Origin of the sequence: Lyngbya sp. CCY1209 (assembly GCF_035615495.1) — a bacterium.
In the GTDB taxonomy this organism is placed as follows: Bacteria; Cyanobacteriota; Cyanobacteriia; order Cyanobacteriales; family Microcoleaceae; genus Limnospira.
Genome location: NZ_JAJENU010000313.1, coordinates 1 through 2,764, shown reverse-complemented (window position 1 = coordinate 2,764; position 2,764 = coordinate 1). Strand labels below are relative to the sequence as shown.

Below are 2,764 nucleotides of genomic sequence, written 5' to 3'. Positions count from 1 at the left end.
CTAGAGGGCAATAGGCAATAGGCAACAGGCAATAGGAAACTGAAATGACCTTTACATCGATGTTTCAAGGTTTCTAGGCCGATTGAAACTGTTGATACACGAGCGCGATACTTGCGATATCAGGATCTTCTGAAGAGAAACTCGAAGCTTATAAGCTCATTGTTTCAATCCCTAAGAGGTATTACTGATTATATCAGGGCTTATCGAATTGATCCCCGAATTCCGTGCGGCCTTTGTTTCAATCCCTAAGAGGTATTACTGATTATATCAGGGAGATAGAAAAACTTACAGAAAATTGGCAACTGCTGTTTCAATCCCTAAGAGGTATTACTGATTATATCAGGCAAAGCCCAGGTGGACGGGCTTTGGAGTATGTTGTTTCAATCCCTAAGAGGTATTACTGATTATATCAGGGAGGAGTTTTCTCGCAAGGGAATCCACCCCCTCGTTTCAATCCCTAAGAGGTATTACTGATTATATCAGGAGGATGCTTGGAAATGGGCATCAGCACTGGCAAGCGTTTCAATCCCTAAGAGGTATTACTGATTATATCAGGATCGCTGGCTACCGCCTGCCTTTGGCTAGTCGAAGTTTCAATCCCTAAGAGGTATTACTGATTATATCAGGTTTTTACAGTTACATCGCTAATGATTGCACTTTGCTGGTTTCAATCCCTAAGAGGTATTACTGATTATATCAGGGATGGATGCGGAAATTTTGGAAGCGAGATCGCTGGAGTTTCAATCCCTAAGAGGTATTACTGATTATATCAGGCCGGTGGGGCTGATCGTTCCGTCGCTGATCCCTCTGTTTCAATCCCTAAGAGGTATTACTGATTATATCAGGGCTGATTTTCCTGAATATGTGGCGTGGTTTGCCCGGTTTCAATCCCTAAGAGGTATTACTGATTATATCAGGTGGATTTTGAAGTTACTGAGGCGCGATCGCTCGAGTTTCAATCCCTAAGAGGTATTACTGATTATATCAGGAATGCTGATTTTCCTCAATATCTGGAGTGGTTTGCCGTTTCAATCCCTAAGAGGTATTACTGATTATATCAGGGGCCTCGTCAGGACGTCAAGCCCAGAGCGGATTTTAGAGCCCATTTGCGCGACGATCGCCCGCAGGAGAACCATTCTCACACCCGCAGACCCCCAAAAACGCTGAAACCCCTGCTGTGTAAGGTGCGCGACGGGTTCGAGTCGGCGATCGCATTCAAAGTCATTCCCAGTCAGCAATTCAGCCATTTCGTCCCGTCGCCTCATTTCTACACCTACCCCTCCGCGCAGTCCACAAAAAAGATGGTGGTGTCCCGGGGAGGGGGACAGCCGATCCGTTCGATCTCCCCTCGGCGGTGTCCCCGCAGGAAATAGAAGCAGACGCTATCGGTTTCGGCATCAATTTGTTTGTTCAGGCGCGATCGCAACCGGGCGTATTGCGTTTCCGTCAGTTCGCACTCGAAAACGCTGTACTGCTTCCATTCCCCATAGGATTTGAGGATGGAGTGAATTTTGGTTCGGCGTTTATTTTCCGAAATATCGTAACTGACAACAATATACATCATCACGGCAAAAAAAGCAACAAAAACGGCAAAATTATTTCAAAACCAGCGGCGGATATTTGTCCGTTTCTCCCATCAGGAATTTCGCCATCAGCCGCGCCTGAATTTCAAACGATTCCCGGTAAGTACACTGACGCTTGAGCACCGGATGCTTGAATTTCGACTGTTTCTTTTCCTCATACAACCGCAGAAAAACTTTCAACCCATCCTTGGTGAGATGTACCGCCCCGCTGACGGGTTCGGTGGTGAAATCTTCCGGCTTCAATTTTTGGGTATTGAGGGCATTCAAAACCACCGCATCCACGACAATGGGGCGAAATTCCTCCATCAAATCCAACGCCAAAGACGGGCGCCCGTAACGGTTGGTGTGCAGGTATCCCAAATAGGGATCGAACCCGACAATATTGACGGCACTTTTGATGTCATTCGTCAACAAAGAATAACCAAAACTCAGCAGGGAATTAACCGGATCGGTGGGGGGACGGCGGCGGCGAAACTCGAAACCGAATCGGGGGTTTTGAATCAGATCGTCAAAACAACCGAAATAAGCCGCACTTCCCGCCCCTTCGTATCCCCGCAGGCAATTGATATCCGAGATATTTTCTAAGGAAGCGATCGCATCCTTCAACTGCTGAATTCCTGCCTCCAAATCCAGTTCGCAATTTTCCCGCCGCCGACGCAACAAAAGATTGCGATAATTCTTCAGTTTACCCCGCACTAATCCTCGCACCAAATGCACCGCATTATCCGACTCACCCGCCACCTTCCACTGTGCCGATCGCACGAAAATATTTTTGGTAAATTCCGGTTCGATCCGCCCCCGATAGCGTCCGCTGGCGGTAACAAAACTGAGAGGAATGTTGCGATCCAAAAGTTCATCCACAACCGCCGGAGAAACCGTCGCCCGCCCGACAACCACGACTCCTTCAATTTTGATGAATGGAACATCCATCAGCTTAGTTTTGTTAGATTTGACAATTATCCGTTCATCCGTTTTGCCGATAAAAGCATCTTCGTGAATGATGTAAAGCGTTCCCATTTTTTCTGTCTCCTAATTTTCAAAAATTCTCCGAAGAAGATTGCGAAACGATTCGTTCAAAAGTTCCACCGCTTGGGAATCAATTCATAACAGCGAAAATCCTCTAAAGAGGATTGCGGAAAGATCTATTCCACAATTTCAGATCGCTTGGGAATCAATTCCCA

At 46.7% G+C, this 2,764-nt stretch carries 2 protein-coding genes and 1 CRISPR repeat array; both genes read right to left on the bottom strand.

Annotated features, from left to right (window positions below):
* Positions 1-161: 161 nt before the first annotated feature.
* Positions 162-1,062: a CRISPR direct-repeat array (repeat unit 37 nt; unit sequence GTTTCAATCCCTAAGAGGTATTACTGATTATATCAGG).
* Between the two features lie 211 nt (positions 1,063-1,273).
* Positions 1,274-1,564, bottom strand: coding sequence for a CRISPR-associated endonuclease Cas2 (gene cas2 / locus LKE08_RS09020; protein WP_324703887.1), 291 nt, complete (start codon positions 1,562-1,564; stop codon positions 1,274-1,276).
* A gap of 31 nt (positions 1,565-1,595) precedes the next feature.
* Positions 1,596-2,600: a type I-D CRISPR-associated endonuclease Cas1d gene (gene cas1d / locus LKE08_RS09015; protein ID WP_324703886.1), complete on the bottom strand. Its 1,005-nt coding sequence runs from the start codon at positions 2,598-2,600 to the stop codon at positions 1,596-1,598.
* Positions 2,601-2,764: the final 164 nt, after the last annotated feature.